24 protein-coding genes are annotated in these 19,615 nt (G+C 31.6%); 4 read left to right on the forward strand and 20 right to left on the reverse strand.

Going from position 1 to position 19,615, the window contains the following annotated elements:
• Positions 1–11: 11 nt before the first annotated feature.
• Together FOF46_RS12860 and FOF46_RS12865 are read right to left on the reverse strand one after the other, a co-directional pair.
• Positions 12–680 (reverse strand): hypothetical protein, encoded by a 669-nt coding sequence (locus FOF46_RS12860; RefSeq protein WP_143916716.1) that lies wholly within the window; start codon positions 678–680, stop codon positions 12–14.
• A gap of 225 nt (positions 681–905) precedes the next feature.
• The gene (locus FOF46_RS12865) at positions 906–1,475 is read right to left on the reverse strand and encodes a DUF3109 family protein (protein WP_109435790.1); all 570 of its coding nucleotides are present in this window, start codon (positions 1,473–1,475) and stop codon (positions 906–908) included.
• Between the two features lie 114 nt (positions 1,476–1,589).
• On the opposite strand from FOF46_RS12865, the gene FOF46_RS12870 reads away from it, so the two are divergent.
• The gene (locus FOF46_RS12870) at positions 1,590–2,162 is read left to right on the forward strand and encodes a MarC family protein (protein ID WP_109435791.1); all 573 of its coding nucleotides are present in this window, start codon (positions 1,590–1,592) and stop codon (positions 2,160–2,162) included.
• 12 nt (positions 2,163–2,174) lie between these two features.
• Positions 2,175–2,375 carry a hypothetical protein gene (locus tag FOF46_RS12875; protein ID WP_109435792.1) on the forward strand — a complete coding sequence of 67 codons (201 nt, stop codon included), beginning with the start codon at positions 2,175–2,177 and terminating at the stop codon, positions 2,373–2,375.
• A gap of 36 nt (positions 2,376–2,411) precedes the next feature.
• Here FOF46_RS12875 and FOF46_RS12880 read toward each other — a convergent pair whose 3' ends face one another.
• The 5 genes from FOF46_RS12880 to FOF46_RS12900 all read right to left on the reverse strand — a co-directional run bounded on the left by FOF46_RS12880 (position 2,412) and on the right by FOF46_RS12900 (position 6,839).
• Positions 2,412–2,717: a hypothetical protein gene (locus FOF46_RS12880; protein WP_109435793.1), complete on the reverse strand. Its 306-nt coding sequence runs from the start codon at positions 2,715–2,717 to the stop codon at positions 2,412–2,414.
• Between the two features lie 14 nt (positions 2,718–2,731).
• Positions 2,732–4,315 carry a S41 family peptidase gene (locus FOF46_RS12885; RefSeq protein WP_109435794.1) on the reverse strand — a complete coding sequence of 528 codons (1,584 nt, stop codon included), beginning with the start codon at positions 4,313–4,315 and terminating at the stop codon, positions 2,732–2,734.
• Positions 4,315–4,746: a deoxycytidylate deaminase gene (locus FOF46_RS12890; RefSeq protein ID WP_109435795.1), complete on the reverse strand. Its 432-nt coding sequence runs from the start codon at positions 4,744–4,746 to the stop codon at positions 4,315–4,317. The genes FOF46_RS12885 and FOF46_RS12890 overlap by 1 nt, the downstream gene beginning before the upstream one ends.
• A gap of 90 nt (positions 4,747–4,836) precedes the next feature.
• Positions 4,837–5,418: a HupE/UreJ family protein gene (locus FOF46_RS12895; RefSeq protein WP_143916717.1), complete on the reverse strand. Its 582-nt coding sequence runs from the start codon at positions 5,416–5,418 to the stop codon at positions 4,837–4,839.
• Positions 5,419–5,615: 197 nt separating this feature from the next.
• The gene (locus tag FOF46_RS12900; RefSeq protein WP_160114118.1) at positions 5,616–6,839 is read right to left on the reverse strand and encodes a porin family protein; all 1,224 of its coding nucleotides are present in this window, start codon (positions 6,837–6,839) and stop codon (positions 5,616–5,618) included.
• Positions 6,840–7,179: 340 nt separating this feature from the next.
• Between FOF46_RS12900 and FOF46_RS12905 the strand changes: the two genes are divergently transcribed.
• Together FOF46_RS12905 and FOF46_RS12910 are read left to right on the forward strand one after the other, a co-directional pair.
• The gene (locus FOF46_RS12905; protein WP_109435798.1) at positions 7,180–7,551 is read left to right on the forward strand and encodes a hypothetical protein; all 372 of its coding nucleotides are present in this window, start codon (positions 7,180–7,182) and stop codon (positions 7,549–7,551) included.
• Positions 7,552–7,594: 43 nt separating this feature from the next.
• Entirely contained in the window at positions 7,595–8,158 is a 564-nt protein-coding gene (locus FOF46_RS12910) for a hypothetical protein (RefSeq protein WP_109435799.1), read from the forward strand.
• Between the two features lie 28 nt (positions 8,159–8,186).
• Here FOF46_RS12910 and FOF46_RS12915 read toward each other — a convergent pair whose 3' ends face one another.
• The 13 genes from FOF46_RS12915 to kduI all read right to left on the reverse strand — a co-directional run bounded on the left by FOF46_RS12915 (position 8,187) and on the right by kduI (position 19,612).
• Positions 8,187–8,723, reverse strand: a complete 537-nt coding sequence (locus FOF46_RS12915; RefSeq protein WP_143916718.1) for a pyridoxamine 5'-phosphate oxidase family protein — start codon at positions 8,721–8,723, stop codon at positions 8,187–8,189.
• 65 nt (positions 8,724–8,788) lie between these two features.
• A complete protein-coding gene (locus FOF46_RS12920; RefSeq protein WP_109435801.1) occupies positions 8,789–9,997 on the reverse strand; it encodes a GAF domain-containing sensor histidine kinase in 1,209 nt (402 codons plus the stop codon).
• Positions 9,998–10,249: 252 nt separating this feature from the next.
• Positions 10,250–11,029 carry a DUF1330 domain-containing protein gene (locus FOF46_RS12925; protein WP_143916719.1) on the reverse strand — a complete coding sequence of 260 codons (780 nt, stop codon included), beginning with the start codon at positions 11,027–11,029 and terminating at the stop codon, positions 10,250–10,252.
• 1 nt (position 11,030) lies between these two features.
• Positions 11,031–11,459, reverse strand: a complete 429-nt coding sequence (locus FOF46_RS12930) for an SRPBCC family protein (RefSeq protein WP_160114119.1) — start codon at positions 11,457–11,459, stop codon at positions 11,031–11,033.
• A gap of 63 nt (positions 11,460–11,522) precedes the next feature.
• Positions 11,523–12,389, reverse strand: a complete 867-nt coding sequence (locus tag FOF46_RS12935; protein WP_109435804.1) for a helix-turn-helix domain-containing protein — start codon at positions 12,387–12,389, stop codon at positions 11,523–11,525.
• Between the two features lie 9 nt (positions 12,390–12,398).
• Positions 12,399–13,283 (reverse strand): SDR family oxidoreductase, encoded by an 885-nt coding sequence (locus FOF46_RS12940; RefSeq protein WP_109435805.1) that lies wholly within the window; start codon positions 13,281–13,283, stop codon positions 12,399–12,401.
• A 60-nt stretch (positions 13,284–13,343) separates the two neighbouring features.
• Positions 13,344–13,919, reverse strand: a complete 576-nt coding sequence (locus FOF46_RS12945) for a TetR/AcrR family transcriptional regulator (RefSeq protein ID WP_109435806.1) — start codon at positions 13,917–13,919, stop codon at positions 13,344–13,346.
• Positions 13,920–14,072: 153 nt separating this feature from the next.
• Positions 14,073–14,213, reverse strand: coding sequence for a DUF1203 domain-containing protein (locus FOF46_RS33065; protein WP_208746775.1), 141 nt, complete (start codon positions 14,211–14,213; stop codon positions 14,073–14,075).
• 23 nt (positions 14,214–14,236) lie between these two features.
• Positions 14,237–14,551 carry a DUF1203 domain-containing protein gene (locus FOF46_RS12950; protein ID WP_208746776.1) on the reverse strand — a complete coding sequence of 105 codons (315 nt, stop codon included), beginning with the start codon at positions 14,549–14,551 and terminating at the stop codon, positions 14,237–14,239.
• Positions 14,552–14,654: 103 nt separating this feature from the next.
• Entirely contained in the window at positions 14,655–16,583 is a 1,929-nt protein-coding gene (locus FOF46_RS12955; protein WP_143916720.1) for a hypothetical protein, read from the reverse strand.
• A 12-nt stretch (positions 16,584–16,595) separates the two neighbouring features.
• Entirely contained in the window at positions 16,596–17,843 is a 1,248-nt protein-coding gene (locus tag FOF46_RS12960) for an Nramp family divalent metal transporter (protein ID WP_143916721.1), read from the reverse strand.
• A 124-nt stretch (positions 17,844–17,967) separates the two neighbouring features.
• Entirely contained in the window at positions 17,968–18,765 is a 798-nt protein-coding gene (locus tag FOF46_RS12965) for a gluconate 5-dehydrogenase (protein WP_109435810.1), read from the reverse strand.
• A 1-nt stretch (position 18,766) separates the two neighbouring features.
• Positions 18,767–19,612 carry a 5-dehydro-4-deoxy-D-glucuronate isomerase gene (gene kduI, locus FOF46_RS12970; protein WP_109435811.1) on the reverse strand — a complete coding sequence of 282 codons (846 nt, stop codon included), beginning with the start codon at positions 19,610–19,612 and terminating at the stop codon, positions 18,767–18,769.
• Positions 19,613–19,615: the final 3 nt, after the last annotated feature.

The raw sequence follows: 19,615 nt of genomic DNA on the forward strand, positions 1-19,615 counted from the left end.
AGTTAACGTATTCAATTCTCTTCATATGAAGGAATCAACACAACATCTGATATATTTATTTGATTCAATTCACTTTCAGATTTAAATGCAAATCTCAAATCAACTTCTATTTTGGTTTCTATTTCTCTTTTAAGATGGAGTCTAGACATAAAAAACTCACTATCCATAAAAGGTTCTAACTCAGTAAAAATACCTAGGAGTTCTCCATTTTTATCTAGTATCTCTCCTTTAAAACCATTATGATTCTCTAAGAAAATAAAATGATCTCCTATATAATACTGTATAGGGCAATTAAATTCTGGGCAAGGAGTATCATCATCGTCAATAGAATTAAAGACAATAAACTCTTCTATGTACTCATATACTCTTGCTTTTTCAATTTCATATTGCAACCACTCTATTTTTTCATTAAATTTTGATTCGCAATACATCGTATCAGATACAGCTCCTTTAACTTTATAGCTTAATAATTCTTCATTAAAAGACAAAACACTATCCTTACATTTATTTTTATCTCGTTCTAATGTTTTTATATACTCTCCTTTGGTTACATAAATATTATTTTGTGTATGTTTTGATACGATACTAAATTCTGTAGTTTGAAATTCATTATCGTTTTGCGAACAAGCAAGCAGTAATACCGTTAGTATTAGTGTTGTAAAAAAAGTGTAATTTTTCATTTGTGTGATGTATTTAATTAGTATCCCATTTCTTTTTTAGTGTATAAAACCTGTAAAGGTTAACACTTGGCATAATAATTTTAATCCTCTTAACATGGATACTATTCTTTATCCAATAAACTCACTAATATGAGATGCACGAATGTAAAATTTATCACACAAAAAAATAAGGGGCAAAAAACCCCTTTTTTATTTCTAATACATTCTGATGCTATAATACAAAAACTATTTCTTCAAATTTTTGGCTACATTTTCAAGTTCTATATACCAGTCTTCGCCAAACTTTCTAATTAAGGCTTCTTTTACAAATTTATAGATAGGCACCTGAAATTCTTTACCTAAAGTACAAGCATCATCACAGATTTCCCATTTATGATAATTCACAGCAGAAAACTCTGTATATTCTTGAACACGTACGGGATATAAATGACAAGAGACTGGTTTTTTCCAATCTACTTCTCCTTGGTTATACGCCTCTTCTATAGCGCACATTGCAGTACCTTTTTCATCAAAAATCACGTATGCACAATCTGCACCATCAATCAGTGGTGTTTCTAACTCTCCGTCGGCAGTTTTAACATGAGTTCCTTGACGTTCGATAGCCTCGATACCTTCTTTTCTTAGATAGGATTTGACTATTGGATATACCTCTTTAAGCTTATCAATTTCAGATTCTTCCAGAGGTGCTCCTGCTTCTCCATCTATACAACAGGCTCCTTTACATGCAGAAAGATTACATACAAAATCCTTCTCTATAATATCTTCAGAAACTATGGTTTTTCCTAATTGAAACATGCGGCTAAGATAATTCTTATGCCAGAGAATTTTTACAATTTATTCACCTTTTTGTAATACCTTTATTAAATAAAGTCTATTTACATTTGCACAAATTTTTGAAATCATTTTCTTATGAACTTTAACCTTAAAGAGATATTAACTGCAAGTATGATTTTATTTGCGGTTATCGATATTATTGGAAGTATCCCTATTATTATTGACTTACGTAAAAAGGTAGGGCATATTCAAAGCGAAAAAGCATCGGTAGTAGCTGCTATATTGATGATCCTATTTTTGTTTGTAGGTAAAGAAATTTTAGGCTTAATTGGTATAGATGTAAATTCTTTTGCTGTTGCAGGAGCTTTTATTATATTTTTTCTTGCTATAGAAATGATACTAGGAATACAATTATATAAAGATGATGCTCCAGAAACTGCAGCTGTTGTTCCTTTGGCTTTTCCTCTAATTGCCGGAGCTGGTACTATGACATCTATTTTATCTTTACGAGCAGAATATCATACTATTAATATTATAATAGCCATCGTAATCAATATTATCTTTGTGTACATTGTTCTAAAATCCTCTGGTAGGATAGAAAAAGTTTTAGGAAAACAAGGAATAAACGTAGTTCGGAAAATATTTGGAGTAATTTTACTTGCAATCGCTGTTAAATTATTTGCAACTAATATTCAAGGACTTTTTTAAAAAAACACAACCATGAAATATTTTATATACATACTCATTATTATTGCTTCGGGTTTAATTATTTATAATGCTACTCATTTAGATTTTGGTAATTTATTAGATGGAAATAGTAAAACTGCCCTCATTAGTATTTTTGCTTCTGCTTGTGTAATCGTATTGCTATCTATTTTACTAGTTTCTAAAGCTATTCAAAAGAAAAAAAATAATCTCTAAGGAGTCTTTTAATACGCTACCAAATGAGAAATAGTATCAAAAAACAAAAAAGCAGGCAATAATTACTGGTGGGATTGAGATCACCATTAAAATCATAAAGAAGTTGTGCAATTTTCTAAACCATAATGCGCGCATTAATGATTTTTTCAATTTAGCATCTCCAGAATTATTAATATGTTCTTTTATAATATCTCCAGAAACGTAAGAGGTATCGACCAAAATATCATGTTTTAAAAAAATCGAAGCGCTATTATCTAACAGCCTAAAAGCTACAGCTATAATAAAGAAAAAAAGTGGTGAACAAATTGCAATTGCAACTAAATACTCTTCTAGTTCTGACATATCAGGGGTTATGATTACTCTTCTTTAGAAAGCGATAATACTTTATTAATCATCGCATCGTCTTTGTTTATAATTCTTTCAAATGCGTCTGTACCGAATAATTGTTGTGCCATAGTGGCTTTCAAATATTTTTTTAATTGTTCTTTATAATTCTTAAGCTGAATTTCTATCCCTCTTCTCCTTGCGTATTGTAAAAAGTCTTCTGCAAAAGTATCATCAACATCTATTTTTTCTTTGAATTCCTCCTCTGATAATTCATTATAATATGATCTATTCTTATCTAATTCTTCAAAGACATATCCTCCCATACGGCCAGAGCGCAACAAATAATCTAATGTTTCACCAACTCTCGTCGTATCTTTACTTACAAATATATCGGGTATAATACCTCCTCCACCATAAACTGTTTTTCCTCCCGGAGTTTTAAACTTCAAAGAATCTGCTACCTGAATACTATCTGCATTTTGTAATTCTCCATTTTTATAACGCTCCATATATTCATTAAAATACTCCTTATTTCCGTTAGCATATGGTTTTTGAATGGAGCGTCCTGTTGGAGTATAATATCTAGAAATTGTAAGTCGTATAGCGCTACCATCTCCTAAGGCCATTTCTCTTTGTACAAGTCCTTTTCCGTATGAACGTCTACCCACAATCAGACCTCTATCATTATCCTGAATTGCACCTGCAAAAATCTCGCTAGCAGAAGCAGAGTTTTCATTAAGTAAGACATATACTTTACCTTGTTCAAAACTTCCTTTATTGGTTGCAAAATTATTTTCGATGGCTCCTTTTTTATTTTTAGTAAACATAATAAGAACATCATCTTTTAAGAACTCATCTGCCATTTTTAATGCTGGAGCTATAAATCCTCCTCCATTATCACGAAGATCAATCACTAAACTCTCTGCACCATCATCCAGAAGTTTATCCATTGCAACTTTAAATTCTTTATACGTAGTCTCTGCAAAGCGGTTTATTTTTACATATCCCAGATTATTATCAAGCATATAAGAAGCATCCACACTTTGAAGAGGTACTCTTCCTCTTTTTACAACCACATCAAATACGCCTGTACCTTTTCTATAGACTCTAAGTTGTACTTGGCTATTTAATTCTCCTTTTAGTTTATTAGCTAATCCTTCTCGTATTAATCCTTCTCCAAACAAGGTGTCATTATCAGCCATTAATATCCTATCGCCTGCCTTTATTCCAGATTTTTCGCTTGGCCCTCCCTTAATCGTATTAATTACAGAGATGGTATCTCGATATGGATAATAGCTTACGCCAATTCCGATAAAATCTCCTTGCATACTTTCTGTTATACCCTCTAATTCTTCTGGTGGTATATATACAGAATGAGGATCTAAATTCTCTAATATTCTATTCACCGTGACCTCTACGATACTATCTGTATTAATTTCGTCTACATATTCATAATCTATATAATCAATAAGTCTATTGAGTTTTTCTTTTTTGGCATTATAAGAAAATAGCTTAGCTGAAGGATTGGTAAAATCAAGTTTGCTGCCTAAAAACACACCTACTCCAACCGCCAAACCTAAAAACAAAGGCAAGTATTTTTTTGAATATCCCATTATTCGTCTAAATCCGTAATCTTTTCTATTTCTACTCCAGCTTTAGCAAGAAAGCTTAAACCAGAATTATCTTTATAATCAATCTGATACACTATACGTTTTATTCCCGCCTGGTGAATCAATTTACTACATTCCTTACATGGTGATAGTGTAATATAAAGCGTTGCTCCTTTACAAGATTGTGTCGATGACGCTACCTTAGAAATTGCATTTGCTTCTGCATGCAACACATACCACTTTGTATATCCTTCTTCGTCTTCACACGGATTTTCAAAACCTGTTGGGGTTCCATTAAATCCATCTGAAATAATCATCCTATCCTTTACAATAACCGCACCAACTTTTTTTCGTTCGCAATGGGATAATTTCCCCCATTCTCTTGCTATTCTTAGATAGGCTTTATCGTACTTAAGCTGTTTTTTATTTGGCATAGGGTAGAATAACTGATGTACTGATAACAATCAAAATACGAATATATTATTACGATGTGGCAAATACAACCATAAATGTTACTTATTTATTTACCAAATTTTATTTGCCATAAGCATTGGGATTACCATTCCGATAACTATCGAAGATACTACAAGAATCCAATCCCGTTTAGAAAACCTTAAAACTGTTAGTGCTATAAAACTTATAATAAAAACAATTAAAACAATCAAGATTTGTGCAACTTCTACTCCTAAGGAGAATCCAATAATGCTTAAAAACTTAGAACCAAACCCACTACTCATTTTAAAGAAGCTCGAAAAACCTAAACCATGAACTATTCCAAATATTAGTGTAACAACATAAAAAATACTAATTCCACTGTTAGAAGGTGTTTTATTTGCTCTCATTACATTAAATATACCCGTAACCAAAATGGTAGCAAGAATCATAAATTCTATTAGATTTCTATTTACCGATATTGCACCATACGTTACTAAGAACATAGATATAGTATGCCCTAATGTAAAAATGGTGACTAGTATTAAAACACGTTTCCAGTGGTTTGCATTATATACTAAAGTTAACAAGATAAAAAACAGTACATGATCATATGCATTTAGATCTAGTACGTGTTTAAAGGCTAGTTGTATATTAAACCAAAATTCTGACATATTTTTTTGGGTTTTTTAGGTATGGGACTAATGTACAATTAAATACAATAATGAAGAAATATGAAAAAAATTCTTACCAAAAAATTAAGAGATTTACCATTGATAAAACACCAAGTGAAAAGCCTCAAGAATCTTTATTCTTGAGGCTTTTTTTTAATGCACACCTATTTCTTTCTTGAATTACAAAAGACCTAATTTTAAAATAACGTATATCCTAAAATAACAGAGAATGATTTGTAATTATAGCTTTGCGCATTGAATCGCCCGTATATTTCACGACCAGTTGCAAATCTTGTTTCTATACTATATTTATTATTATATTTAAAACCAACACCTCCAATTACATTAGTTCTAGACTCCAGATCAAAGGATGTTGGATCAGCAGCATTAATCTGTATCGAATATGTTGAATCAAATTCAAAATCTAATACATAAGCTACATTCACAAACAACTTAGACTTATCATTCAAAAAGAAATAATGTCGTGCACCTATGGGTAGTTCAATAGACTTGTATTCTACCTTATAATTCCGAATTGTTGGCGTTCCTGTAAAGGAAGGATTTGTTTCTGTTTCTATATTAGAATCATACGATTGGTATGTAGGCTCTATAAATATTGCCCATTTACCTTTATTAAACGGTAAGACAAACTCAGCCTCGACACCGAGTTTAAAAGTCGTTTTATTTTCAAAATCACCTACATTACTAGAAGTCCTATTTCTATATGGTAAAGATGCGAAACCAATCCCTGGTTTGATACTTAGGTTAAATAAGTCTCGATCCTCTCTTTTTTGAATGTTTACAAAACTTGGATCTATGCAGGTATTATATTTTGTGAAATATTTTATTAGGCTTTTTCTTTTGTATTCAGTTTTTGCAGCTTCACTTTCTTCTATATTATCACATCGTACATCTGTCCAAAGTTGTTGTTTATATCGATTATTCTTATCAATTTGAATACTGGACACCCTATATACTTTATAAATTAATTGCTGGATATTATCATCTCCTACATTATAAAAATATCTTCTTAGATTCCCATCTTCATATAAGTACAAATTAGCCTCTCCTTTAACCAAATGTTTTAAAAAAAGTGTTTCTTCTTTAAATTCAGGGTTTTTATTGTCACTTAACTTCTTCAAATCTTTACTTGACCTATCTATATCTATAGTTACTCTTATATATCTTAAATCTGAGACAGCAAATTCTTTAATATTTTTTATATACCCTGTTTTGGCTTTGGCATCTTCTGTTATTTTATATTGAATTTGGGTAGGATTATCATGCCAATCGATATTTTTAATTAGACATTCTGTCTTTGATCCATTATTATCTATAAAATATCCTTTTTCAAATTTAATTTGAGCATATCCTGTAACACTAAGGATCATTAATAAAAGTAAAAGTGGTAGTTTTTTCATTTCAATGTTTAGTTTCTGTTTCTTCTCCAAAATTATTATACAAAACTGGGTCCTATTTGACCTAGCAATTGCAACAATACAAACTAGTAGTTTCATTTTTTGATACTGGAAGAAAAAATAATCCTAAATAATTATAATCAACCAACAAAAAGACTCTAAGTTCATTATTATGAGAACCTTATGGTTGTATTAAAATTTTTATTTTTTTTGGGGTGTTTCCCCTGTGTCTGAAATAAATAAAATACTTACATTTATTCCTCTAGATAAATTAACCAACATATTATACTTTCAAAGAAAGTATTTTGAATGGATACCGTAGCAGAAACACAAAAAAACATAAATGAAAATTAATACTATTCTTCAGATCGTTGCTCTCGTATTTTTGGTCATTATTGGATATATATCTTTTAATTCTGGATCCAATTGGAAAATTATAAAATCAGAATTGGATAGAGCTCGAGAAGAATTAAAAATCTCAAAAGATACTTTAGCTGCTACCAAAATCAATTTACAAAAATCTCTAAAAGAAATAAACAAATTGAAACTTCAAAAAGATCTTGTAACCCATAAACGAGATTCTTTATTACTAGATTTTGGAGAGAAAAATGCAATAGATTGGGACCATAAAATGAAACTCCAAGATTCATTAAAGAAAATTCAGGACAAAATAACTGTAGAAACAAAATTGTTAGACAGCTTATTTGGCTTATAAACTCTATATAGAATAAAGTCTATCACTCATAATTCTTAGCATCATGAAAAAATTCTATTTACTTACCTTTTTGATATTCTCCATTTCGATCTCTTATAGTCAAGATCTGCTTGTAGTAGAGTTAGATTCTATAAAGGCCTATGAAATCCCTGCATCTTATGCTAACCGCAAAGGGGTACCGTATTTGGCAAAAAAAGATGTCCCTTATATTTTTAGAACATCAGACATTTATTTAATGAATTCTATTTCTTATGAGACAATGAAAAGAATTTATCAAGGGATGAAAGACAAGGATACCGTTACAGAGGCTATACTCAAAAACTATACAGCAACACTAAGACGTAATGTAGAATTAGAAAATCAATTAAAATCCAATTTTGCAAAAAGCGACAGTTTAGATCAGATTGTTTATCAAAAAACTCAAGCTACCTTAATTAATACCCAAAGGGCGTTAGATTATACCGTAAACAGCTTAGAAAAGGCAACTAATAGTCTTGAAATCGTAGAAAAAAGTACTAAAAGACAACGAAGAAAAAGTGCTTTTGAAAAAGTGCTCTATGCTATTGGAGGTGTAGGAATAGGAGTCTTAGTTGGTGTATCTCTTTAATGAAATTGATATCGATTCTATCTATATCCTAGATTCCGGTTTTGAAATTATCAATACTTACCTTGTTCCTTTCTTTATGATATTCTTTTAACCGATCTTCTCCTTGCTTCTCTGCCCAAGATTTAAGTTGCGTTCTTTCCTCTTTGAAATCCATAAAAGGAACGGCATACCCACATGATGTTTGTACTGTATCCACATTCATTTCAATAATTTGTCGAGAACCTAAAATTTTAGGAAATAAATCAATGTATTCATGATAAGATTCATCTCTTTGATGATGTATCTTAGCTTGTCCATAAAGTCTAAGAATAAGTGGTTTTCCTTCAAAAGAACAAAACAAAATTGTCATTCTGTTATTCTTTAATACATGTGCGGCTGTCTCATTTCCACTACCAGTAAGATTAAGCCACACTACTTTATTTGGTCCTAAAACACGAAATGTATCCATACCTTTAGGAGAAATATTTACTCGCCCTTCTGTCGCAGCAGTCCCAACAAAAAAAATCTTCTGATTCTTTATAAAAGTTTCAAATTCTGGGTTGATCTCATCAAATATCTTAGCCATTTTATCTTTTACGTATTACAACTCTTACTTCTATAAACATTAAACATTGATTATGTTATCAATATTTATAGCATCTCTTTAGTTATTGTAAAAGTAAATAAACTTCCTTCTCCTTCCTTAGAAGAAACAGTAATTTTCCCTCCCAGATTACTAATAATTTTTTTGACCGTTGCTAATCCGATACCCGTTCCTACATTTCCATCTCTATCAGCTACTCCCACTACAGAAAAAAGCTCAAAAATTTTATCTAAATGTTCTTGTGGAATACCATCAGCATTGTCTTTTACAGAAAACTCATAAAAATCCTTTGTATCTCTTAAATCAACCTCTACAATTATATTAGACTTTGTATTATACTTAATTGCATTAGTAACAAGATTGATCAATATCTGCATAAGTGCAGCCCTATTAACTGTGAGTTCTTCTACGTCACTTTGAAAATTAAAAATAACATTTCGTTCTGTATCAGTGATTCTTTTTAATTCATGCATTAAGACATCAAAAGCAACAGTTTCTTTTTTATGAATAATGAGATCATCACTCTTATAAAACTTAAGAATACCATCGATATAATTTCTAAGAGAATACGAGGATGATTTTAGGTACTCCAAGTACTGTAAAGATTCTTTATTTAATGTATCTTTATTATCATAGGCCAAAAGTTCGGTTAAAGAAATAATATTAGCTAACGGAGATTTAAGATCATGAGAAACAACACTTGCAAATTTCTTTAAATCTTCATTTCTACTTTTTAATTTATCTTGAATTTTTTGGAGTTTAAAATTCTGATACCTCTGTTCAAACAAATTGATAACCTGTTTGGCCATAGATATTAATGCCTTTTGTTGTTCTTGAGTAAGTTTTCTGGGTTTATTATCGTACACACATAACATTCCTAATTTAAAACCATTTGAATCTACCAAAGGAGCCCCTGCATAAAAAATGGCTTGATGTTCTGTAACCAAAGGGTTATTAAAAAAACGTTTGTCTTTTCTAGAATCCTCGATAATGGTAATCGTATCATTAGAATTAATTGCGTGACCACAAAATGAAATTTCTCTAGGGGATTCACTAAATGGGACTCCGTGATGTGATTTTAAAAAATTTCTGTCTTTATCTAATAACGTAATTAACGATATCGGAGCATCACAAATATAGGATACCAGCGAGGTTATATTATCATAATCTTCTTCTGGCAGTGTATCTAATAATTGATACTTTTCTACGGCTGCCAGACGTTCTTTTTCATTTTTCGGAATGCTTGGGGAAATCATAATACCGATACTTTAAAGTTAAATATACTACAAAGAACAGCTATCTAAATTAATCATTTAGTAATACATTAAAAAAATGTTCTTTGGTAATATCAACTTAGTATACTTTTTTAGAGAAACATTACAGCAAAGTATATCGCTAAGGTCTTGTTTTTTGGTTTTAGCATATTAATCTTTTGTTAAAAAAACCTATAAAATCACTACCATTATTATTAACGGTAGTGATTTTAATCCCAAAAGTTCTTTATAAAATTATAATATCGCTTCTCCAATAAAGAAAATTAGATTACTTAGTGAAGCATCTCGTTTAGGAAATAATGCCTGCATTCTTTGATCTGTTCCCATCTGTTTCATCCCTTCTGGTGAGTCAAAATAAAACCTATGTATTTCATCAGGTTTTTCGACTCTTCCTTTTGACTCAAATGGAGCAATAAAGCGTTCAAAATGAGTCCCAAATTCAGGAATTATTTTACATGCTTCATCGTGATATTCTCCAAATTGCTTTCTATACTTCTCTCCTTCTTTAAAATACACTAAAGCAATACCGTATGTTTTGGTTTTGTCTCCTGTTTCTTTTTTAAATTTAAAATCAGTATTCTTACTAGTAAAGATCGAAATATCTTTAATAGATGGCATTGCAAATTCCTTTCTTACCTTCATGAACTCCTCGTCCTGATTAAACTTATTAAAGACTTCAATACTTGGATAAGATGCAAAATGTATTTCGTCTGGTAATTCAACATCTCCTTTTACCAACATTTTAGGCTTAATAATTCGTTCTATCTTACCCCCATATTGTTCTAGTATGGCCGCTCCCCTTCTCTTATACTCTTCAAATTTTTCTTCTTGACCATCTTTAAGATATACCAAAGCAACATTTATGATTTCTTCTTTTTTGGATATTGCCATTTCTTCTACTTTATTTTTTTTATTCGTTTTATGCAATGCTATGGTAGATGTTTCTGATTTCTTATTACAAGACATTATCAATACCACTATTGCCAGACTTAAATTCAGTTTTAATACATTCATGTTATTGATTTTTTGAATTAATAAAAGTTTCCATGTCTTTTAAACCCATTGTCCAAAGATTTCTAAATGCTTCCTGAGCAACTGGTGCGTTCTCCTTGTCAGCATCGAATGTTGCCGACCATTCTACTTCAGTCTTTTGATCAGAAATTGATTTTACTTTCATCGTTCCTACTATATTTTCTACGGGTAACATTTCCTGAGAAGGAATTCCATAAACAAAAGTTTTTGTCTCTGCATTAACCTCGATAATATCTTCATCGAGTTTGGACCCATCATGAGTTTCGCAAAAGCGTTTTCCATCTGCTATGCGACAGGTTTTAATAAGCGATGCAAACCATTGATCTACACCTTCAACTTTACTAATAACTTCCCATGCTTGTTGCGGAGTAACATTCATAGCATGGGTGATTTTTTGAGAAAACTTTTCCATCATATATATTTTAATAGTTAATATTGATGCAAAGTTGTTCTTAATTACAAGACATGTTTTTTGCTATTCGTTCAACATTTTGTGTTTTTGGTTCAATTTGTAAATTGAAGGGGAAATACTAAATTTTTGTTTGAAAGATTTTGAGAAATGTGCTATATCATTAAAGCCACAATCATATGCAATATTAGAAATACTTAATTCTGAAATTAACAGAAGATCAGCAGCTCTATTCAAACGCTTATTTCTAATGTAATTATTGGGGCTATCATTATAGATTTTTTTAAACTTTCTTTTAAAAGATGACAGGCTTGTGTTGGTTAACATGGCTAAATCTGAAATATTTACTCCAGAAGAAAAAATATGTGCTTCAATGATTTCATTAAAACTAAATGAGTTTTCGATAAAAAGATTAGATAGTATTTCTCTTATTTTTTGAGAGTTATCTGTTTGTAGTAAAAGAAGTATGATTTCTTTAAGTTTTAATACCAGGATATCTTCATTTACCATACTTGGGTTTTCAAAGTAAAAAAGAATACTATCGATATATTTCTTAATTAATACCAATGCTTCCAGTCTTACCATATTTGATCTTTCTGTGACGGTATACTTTTTCAAGAAAGAAGGTAAGGTAGTACCATAGGCTTTTTTTAGAATATCTGGATAAAAATGAACTGCAATAGCCTCATAAGTACCCTCTTTTTTATCAGGTAACATTTTGGAAACAAAGTTACCGCACTTCATAAGTACAGATTCTCCTACCTTGATACGCAACTTTTTGGTTTCTGAAACAGCATCATATTCTCCTTCTATTACGTATAAAAAACAGGCCTCATTGGGCATAGGATTAGGCTTATTAAAAGGCGGTTTAATCACCGCCTTTTCGAATAGTCTTTTATTATATAAATCCAATGTCTTATGAGAAAGGATCATATCACTTACTTAGTTTTGAGCAATTTTTAAAAGATGCTCCATTTGTAATGTATCTTTAATCAGCGAATTCTGAATAGGAGCAACTTTATCATTGTAGTCTACAAGACCATAATCGATTCCTGATACTATTCTCTCTACCCTTTTTCCATGTGCCGCTTCAACTAATCCAGTAATATCATCTGCTACTAATTGAGGATCTGGAGCGTCTTCTGTCTCAAAGAAACCTTCAAAATTTTTCAACATTGCATGTGGAGTTTCTTTATGATCTCCGTACTCATTAAATACGCCTTGATCTTCTTCTGCTGGACCTGTAAATAAAAGATTCGTCCCAAATGGACCTGGCTCTACAACGCTTACTTCAACACCAAATGGGGCTAACTCATATCGTAATGCTTGTGAGTATGCTTCTACAGCATGCTTACTTGCACAATAAATACCAAAATAAGGAAAAGCCAATCTACCAGCTAGTGAGGTTACATTTATAATAAGGCCTTCTTTTTGTTTACGCATATATGGCGCTACTGCCTTTGTTGTACGTAAAATCCCAAAGAAATTTGTCTCAAATTGATCTTTGGCTTGTTCTACACTATACGCTTCTGTAATACCTACAAACATATACCCTGCATTATTAATCAAATGATCAATTCTGCCGTCTTCATCTACTATTATCTGTATTGCTTCTGATACCGAATCGTCAAGGTTTACATCCATTTCTACAACAGAAATCTTCAGATTTTCTTGCTGAGCAATTTTTAGTAATTCTTCTTTTTTCAAAGAATTTTTACTTTCTACATTTCTCATTGTAGCCCAAACTTTATACCCTTTTCTGGCTAAAGTTAATGCGGATAAATACCCAAATCCACTACTACTTCCTGTAATTACTACGTTTTTCATTTTTCTTTTTTTTAATTTAATCAAAATTAGACCAGTCTACTACTAAATATCTAAAAAAAACTAAAGAATGTATTTTGAGACATATTGAATAAAAACTTCAATAGCATCATTATTTTTTGAAGATTTCATTCTCAAAATAGCTCCTTCCCATCCAGAAAGAATAAAGTTCGACATATCCACAGATGATTTATCAGCGCTAATAACACCTGTGTTCTGTCCTTCAATAATACAATCTTCAAAACAAAACTGCCATTTATCCAATTCTGAAGAAATTACTGTACTAAATGATTCTGAAACATCAGATAACTCCAAACTACAATTCCCTAATAAACATCCTTCTTTGAACCCTTTATCAGAATATACATTCTTCATATCATTAAAGAAAGACAATAATCTTTCTCTTGGATTTTTGCTAGTGTCTTTTAAATAGCTATTTAAAATCTTTAATGAATGTTCTGAATAATATTTGATGAGTTGTATTCCAAAATCTTCCTTACTTTTAAAATAATAATAAAAAGAACCTTTTGGAATCTTCGCAGTTTCCAAAACTTCTAGAATACCCAGGTTATTATATCCTTTTTTTAATACCAAATCGGTACCTATTGCTAAAATATTATCTACAGTTTCTTTTTTCATTTTTATATTAGACCAGTCGTCTACAAAGATAGGAACTATTTTAAAACCAACAATTTTTTGTTCTGTTTTTTTACATTATTCAAAATTATAGGATCAAAAACAACTCATTCAATTCCTTGGTTCTATGAATTTTACAAGCTTTAGGTCAATATATCAAAGGCGTTCTATTTTACAGATAAAACAACATGCCTCAGAATTCCTGGCGTGTAAATAGGAGATATTATGATGATTTTTAAATATTTTTTCGATCAACTCATCAACATCTTCATCACCAACTAATTTTGTAAATACCATTTTTTGCTCTTGATTATACCCTATCAAAGACAAAGGGAAATTATCCCTATCTTTTTTATACCAGGCGGAAAATTGTAAATATCTTCATAAGCTTTAACAGGTTTTTTATGAATAAATACAGGTCCGGGTTGATCAAAGGCATTTTTGATATCAAATGGACTATGTCTAAACACCAATCTTATATCTTTTCCTATTTCAAATGGTTGAAGAGAAACTCGGCAAGGTCCAGCTCCTGTCGATAGCTGTTCCATAACCTCTAGACCATAGTCATCTTTTTTTTCTGTTTTTATCTGCAAAGCATATTCCTCAGAAAGGGGAACAATTTTAAAATTTCTCATCAATAATAGATTTATACATTATACCGTAAATGTAGTATCGGCTTCATATGTATAAAATCCGGATCTTGCTATATATTGAAAAGATAATACCATCATATGTTCTTTATTCTAATGTATATATCACCTTATTTCCTGAAAACTCTGCAAAAACACCTTTAAACATACCATTTACATGTTTAATAAGATGATCTGATGATATTAAGTTTATTTTTTGAGGTTGAATTACAGAAAAACGTATGTTCTTTTCCTGGAGTACTAGCTCTACAAAACGATCTGAAATTTGGCTTTTAACCTTATTTTTCCCATCATTAATAAGCATTGGCCACGAAATACGTTTTTTTCCTTCAAAACCTTTGAACTCGGTTTCAACGATTATTTTATGGTCTTTTATTGAAATGATTTCGGTAATAGATTGTGATTTTTCAGGAGCTATGTCATAGGTAATTTTAAACTCCACACTGTGAGTGTTTTCTTCTAAAATCTCAACATTAGACGGGTCCATTTTAAGCTCGGCTAAGGAACTCCAAGTACCATCAGAGTTTTCCCATAAAGGTCCTGTAGCCATATATGTATTTTCCCCACTAAAGAGAGGTGCGATCCCATTTGAAGGACCTAACTGGGGATGTCCTCCTTTGATATGTGATCGAATAATTCCTGTTGGGTTATATTTTTGATCTCCATTAGTCTCATATTCCAGATAGGTTCCGTTGGCATTTGCAAATATTTTATGAAACGGTTTTAATATTGGAATTACGAATCCTCCTATATCCGAAGGAGCAGGTAATTCATTTATTTCATCATTAGAGAATTGCCATGCCTGAGCTAGCATCGAAGTTGCTAACATATTATAGCAAGTGTGTACAGAATATCTTTCGTATCCATGTTTATTTTCTATCGGAAATCTGTTTTTTACAATATAACCAGAACCATCTTCTCTTATCCATTGTTTAATAGAATTAAGAGATAACATCGCTGCTCTTTTAAAAGCACCTGCTTCTTCTTTTTTTCCTAAATCTGAATATGCTGAAGCATAAATTTCAAACAAAACACATTGTTCTGCTTCATTCCAAATATGGTGACTACTTCTATACCCTGCCGGAAGCTCTCCAAAAGGAGATTGAAGGAACATTGATGTCCATGCACCTCTCCATAGGTTATCTTGTAATACTTCGGCATGTTTTCCTTTATATCCTAGTTGTAAGACCCCTGCTAAATAATGTCGGGCAAAAAGATCGTATGATAAAGGATTTCCTCCTTCATTATACATTCCCGAGTTCGTGAAATTAGAAAGTTGGAAGCCTAACATCCTCTCTACATACTCATGAGAGGTAAACTTATTTTTAGCTCTTAAAAATTCTCCAGAGGCATGCACCAAAATCCAATTCATTGCCTTTTCTTTATTATAAAAAGCATATAATTTGGAAATGTCGATGGATTTTAAACTTGTATTCCAGGAATTTAAAACCTCTTTATTTACAAAAGGTTTAAAGTTTTCGTAAGCTAACATCACTGGCCAAGTGTAAAAATCTCCATGATTTCCATTCACTCGATTGTTAACCATATCGTTTAATGATTCAGTTAATGCTTTTACACCACTTTCAAAAAGAGGATCTGTTTTTTTTAATTTTCCTGAAAAAGCTAACACTGCTACACTATGTGCAAAACAGGGGGTGGTATAATATTTTTCAACTTTTTCGACAGGGTCAATAATGCGACCTTTGCTATTTTGATATTTTAGCATGGCACGCACTTGCTTTTCGATAATTTCTAGATAATCATTCCTCTTCAACCCTGTAAGTTTAAAATCATTAAGATTATCTTGGTTTTTTAAAAACCTATTAATTTTTCCTGATAGCGGATGAGCCTCATTACGAATAGTGGTACTTTGTACTACTTGAGGGATCAATCTGTTTGCTTTTTTAATATTCTCTTTAGAAATAGTTTTATTTTGGTTTTGACCATTTAAAAAACTACTACAAGAAACTATAGTCAAAAAAAACGATAATAAAGAGATTTGTGATGCTCTTTTCATGGGGACTTTAGTTTAAATATTAGCGAGGTCTTTTAGTAAACCTTCAACACCTAAGCTACTAACATACAACGTAAATGCCATAATCAATATCAATATAATGATGTCATGTATTTTGTTTACATTCGATTTCATTAGTGACTTTTTACAAGTTAAGTAAAATACAGACCCTATAGTTATGGGTAATACTATGGCTATACTAGCTTGCGATAGCATTAAAATAAATACAGGTCTAAAACCTAGACCTATCCCTAAAATACTTGATAATGTTAAAAGTAATACGATTACTCGAGAACTTACTGTTTTTGTATTTCTTTCCTGTTCTTTATAATCTATAATGAGCCACGGAATTACAAGCGTATTGGGGAGGTGAGAAGATAAACCCGCGGCAAGAATACCTATAACAAAAACCCCTAGAGCGGCTTTACCAGCAATAGGTTCCATTAAAGGAATCATTTCTGCAACATTATTTAAGCTTAAACCTTTAACATGTAAAGTCGAAGCAGCGGTAATTAGTATAGCAGAACTAATAATAAACATTAAAGAGGCACTTACAAATGCATCACGTTTCTGCAGTTTATTGTCTGACATATCCCAACCTGTGTCCTTTACAATTTGTGACCGAATTACAAAGGCAAATACCGACACTGTAGTTCCCACCATACCAGCTATAATAATAAATGGACTATTATCACTACCTTCTGCAGTTTGTGGAAATCTTGGAATAAACCCTTTTACCAACTTGGATATAGATGGAAAATTTATAAACATGGTAGTAACAAAAGCTAAAGCCATAATTGCTACCAAAATGGCTAAAACCTTTTCGAAGAACTCATAATTTCCAAACCAAATAAGAACATAAATTAACACTCCAATTAAGATTGCCCACGATAAAGATGAAATATTCCATGGCAAAACAGCTTCTGACCATTCTGCCATTACATCTGCCATAATGCCCAACAAGCCAGTAAGCGCACTAACTATTATAGTAGATAAGGCAACAATTAACACAATTGCTAAAGCGGGGTGGATGTGTTTTTTAATCCCTTGAATAACGGTTTCTTTAGTCACCATAGTATAGCGACTAAAAAGCGTAATTAAATAATACGTCATAACACAACTTACTAGAACAGTCCACAGAAGATCTAGACCAAAATTAGCCCCAGCTTTAGACATAGAAGTTACACTTCCTGTTCCGACATTATATCCTATTAAGAATATTCCCGGTAAAACACTGACTAGTATTTTTTTGAATTTTGACATATTAACTTTTTTAGGAAAGAAAATACCGTTTCAAATCTAAAACGGTTTTTCTTTTTTTGTATTTAAAATAAAAGGCTAATCTGTTATGGAATAATTTTTTGAGATAGTTCGTTTTTGTTGTTAGTTAATTATTCTCGTTTTCCATGTACCCCATATTAGCTGTAATACCGCCATCTACATAAATGATTTGTCCATTAATAAAATCTCCTGCTTTTGAAGACAATAAAATAGCAGTACCAGATAAGTCTTCTACAACACCCCATCGTGCAGCAGGGGTTCTTGTCATTATTAAGTTATTAAATGGATGTCCTTTACTAGCATATTCTTCGGTCTTTGCAGTTTTGATATATCCCGGTGCAATACCATTGACCTGGATGTTGTGTTTACCCCATTCTACGCACATATTTTTGGTAAGCATAGCTAAACCGCCTTTTGCAGAAGCATAGGCCGAAACCGAGTTGCGACCATACGTACTCATTAAGGAACAAATGTTGACTATTTTTCCTTCTTTTTTGGTAATCATATCAGGAACTACAGCTTTTGAGACTAAAAATGTAGAAACAAGATTGATATCTAAAACTTCCTTGAAATCCTTTTCTTCCATTTCTAAAATTGGTGTACGCTTAATAATTCCAGCGTTATTGATAAGAATATCAATAGAACCTATTTCTTTTTTTATAGTTTTGATACTTACGTTTACTGCTTTTTCATCACTGACATCAAAAGCAATAGCAAATACATCAAATCCTTTTTCTTTAAAATCTTTTTTTGCTTGGTCCAGTTTTTCTTTGGATCTTCCATTGATGCAGACTTTAGCACCAGCTTGTGCTAAACTAAGTGCTAAATCTTTTCCTATTCCGTCTGAACCTCCTGTAACTAAAGCAACTTTGTTATCTAATTTGAAACTATCTAAAATCCCCATATTATTTCAATTCTATTGCTTTTATAGCATCCATATCTGTGAAGTCTAAGTTTTCGCCAGCCATTCCCCAAACAAAGCTATAGCTCGAAGTTCCAGAAGCACAGTGTATAGACCAAGGTGGAGAAATAACTGCTTGCTCGTTGGTCATCCAAATATGTCTGGTTTGTGTAGCTTCGCCCATAAAATGACTAATCGCATGATTTTTAGGAAGATCTATATATAAGTATACTTCCATACGGCGATTATGCGTATGTGGGGGCATCGTATTCCAAATACTACCGGGTTTTAGTTTTGTAATCCCCATTTGTAACTGACAAGTTTGTACACTCGCCGCAACGATGTATTGGAAGATTTGACGCTCATTAGCGTCATTCGAATTTCCTAGATCTAAAGTAATTCTGTCTTTAAGCTCAATCTTTTTTATAGGATAAGCTTGATGAGCAGGGGCAGAATTAATATAAAATTTAGCAGGGTTACTGCCAGATTTACTTTTTAAGATTATAGACTTGGTATTTTTTCCAATATAAATTCCTTCCATAGGAAGTAGAACGATTTCTTTTCCATCTACCTCTACAATTCCTTCTCCTCCTATATTGATCATTCCAACTTCTCTACGATCACAAAAGTGTGATGCTTTAAGTGGATCGATAGGATCTAATGATAGTGATTTTGAAACTGGAACAGCACCACCTGCGATAAAGCGGTCGTTCATAGTATACGTCAATACTATTTTATCTGTTTCAAAGTTTTTTTCAATTAAAAACTGTTCTCTAAGTCTATCGGTGTCATAATTTTTTACATCGGCTGGATGTGCCGCGTAACGTTCTTCATAAGTGATATGATCCATTTT

The sequence above is a fragment of the Aquimarina algiphila genome, assembly GCF_007489275.1.
Classification (GTDB): Bacteria; Bacteroidota; Bacteroidia; order Flavobacteriales; family Flavobacteriaceae; genus Aquimarina; species Aquimarina algiphila.

Coding starts and splice junctions, on each gene's coding strand:
- FOF46_RS12860 (WP_143916716.1), bottom strand. CDS start 680: ATGAAAAATTACACTTTTTTTACAACACTAATACTAACGGTATTACTG.
- FOF46_RS12865 (WP_109435790.1), bottom strand. CDS start 1,475: ATGTTTCAATTAGGAAAAACCATAGTTTCTGAAGATATTATAGAGAAG.
- FOF46_RS12870 (WP_109435791.1), top strand. CDS start 1,590: ATGAACTTTAACCTTAAAGAGATATTAACTGCAAGTATGATTTTATTT.
- FOF46_RS12875 (WP_109435792.1), top strand. CDS start 2,175: ATGAAATATTTTATATACATACTCATTATTATTGCTTCGGGTTTAATT.
- FOF46_RS12880 (WP_109435793.1), bottom strand. CDS start 2,717: ATGTCAGAACTAGAAGAGTATTTAGTTGCAATTGCAATTTGTTCACCA.
- FOF46_RS12885 (WP_109435794.1), bottom strand. CDS start 4,315: ATGGGATATTCAAAAAAATACTTGCCTTTGTTTTTAGGTTTGGCGGTT.
- FOF46_RS12890 (WP_109435795.1), bottom strand. CDS start 4,746: ATGCCAAATAAAAAACAGCTTAAGTACGATAAAGCCTATCTAAGAATA.
- FOF46_RS12895 (WP_143916717.1), bottom strand. CDS start 5,418: ATGTCAGAATTTTGGTTTAATATACAACTAGCCTTTAAACACGTACTA.
- FOF46_RS12900 (WP_160114118.1), bottom strand. CDS start 6,839: ATGAAAAAACTACCACTTTTACTTTTATTAATGATCCTTAGTGTTACA.
- FOF46_RS12905 (WP_109435798.1), top strand. CDS start 7,180: ATGAAAATTAATACTATTCTTCAGATCGTTGCTCTCGTATTTTTGGTC.
- FOF46_RS12910 (WP_109435799.1), top strand. CDS start 7,595: ATGAAAAAATTCTATTTACTTACCTTTTTGATATTCTCCATTTCGATC.
- FOF46_RS12915 (WP_143916718.1), bottom strand. CDS start 8,723: ATGGCTAAGATATTTGATGAGATCAACCCAGAATTTGAAACTTTTATA.
- FOF46_RS12920 (WP_109435801.1), bottom strand. CDS start 9,997: ATGATTTCCCCAAGCATTCCGAAAAATGAAAAAGAACGTCTGGCAGCC.
- FOF46_RS12925 (WP_143916719.1), bottom strand. CDS start 11,029: ATGAATGTATTAAAACTGAATTTAAGTCTGGCAATAGTGGTATTGATA.
- FOF46_RS12930 (WP_160114119.1), bottom strand. CDS start 11,459: ATGGAAAAGTTTTCTCAAAAAATCACCCATGCTATGAATGTTACTCCG.
- FOF46_RS12935 (WP_109435804.1), bottom strand. CDS start 12,389: ATGATCCTTTCTCATAAGACATTGGATTTATATAATAAAAGACTATTC.
- FOF46_RS12940 (WP_109435805.1), bottom strand. CDS start 13,283: ATGAAAAACGTAGTAATTACAGGAAGTAGTAGTGGATTTGGGTATTTA.
- FOF46_RS12945 (WP_109435806.1), bottom strand. CDS start 13,919: ATGAAAAAAGAAACTGTAGATAATATTTTAGCAATAGGTACCGATTTG.
- FOF46_RS33065 (WP_208746775.1), bottom strand. CDS start 14,213: ATGGTATTTACAAAATTAGTTGGTGATGAAGATGTTGATGAGTTGATC.
- FOF46_RS12950 (WP_208746776.1), bottom strand. CDS start 14,551: ATGAGAAATTTTAAAATTGTTCCCCTTTCTGAGGAATATGCTTTGCAG.
- FOF46_RS12955 (WP_143916720.1), bottom strand. CDS start 16,583: ATGAAAAGAGCATCACAAATCTCTTTATTATCGTTTTTTTTGACTATA.
- FOF46_RS12960 (WP_143916721.1), bottom strand. CDS start 17,843: ATGTCAAAATTCAAAAAAATACTAGTCAGTGTTTTACCGGGAATATTC.
- FOF46_RS12965 (WP_109435810.1), bottom strand. CDS start 18,765: ATGGGGATTTTAGATAGTTTCAAATTAGATAACAAAGTTGCTTTAGTT.
- kduI (WP_109435811.1), bottom strand. CDS start 19,612: ATGGATCATATCACTTATGAAGAACGTTACGCGGCACATCCAGCCGAT.